This is a genomic window from Halomonas sp. SIMBA_159 (genome assembly GCF_046536035.1).
Classification (GTDB): domain Bacteria; phylum Pseudomonadota; class Gammaproteobacteria; order Pseudomonadales; family Halomonadaceae; genus Vreelandella; species Vreelandella venusta_A.
The window spans coordinates 1-251 of sequence record NZ_JAWJBT010001136.1 but is presented as its reverse complement, the minus strand read 5'-3'; the positions used below and the strand labels follow the sequence as shown (position 1 = coordinate 251).

Annotated in this window: 1 protein-coding gene; it reads left to right on the top strand. The window is 56.2% G+C overall.

Translation table 11 applies throughout. The features are described from left to right. Positions 1–251 (top strand): hypothetical protein (locus tag R0J87_RS22810; protein WP_498889209.1); only part of this gene is annotated, 251 nt, incomplete at both ends.

The window sequence follows — 251 nt, the reverse complement described above, 5'->3', positions numbered from 1 at the left end:
ACTACTTTGGCTGAGGTTGTAGCGCAGATTGCACAGAACGGCGCCACGCATATCGTGGTGGTCAATGTTCCAAACATCGGTCTGTCGCCCAAAGGGCTTGCCTCGGCCGACGGTGGGGCCAACCTTGCCCAGTTGTCGCAACTCTTCAACGGTAGCCTGAACGCGGCCTTGCAAAGCAATGGCCTGCAAGGCAAGGTCATCCAGATCGATTCTTACAGCTGGATGAACCAGATCGTCGCGAACTTCAAGGC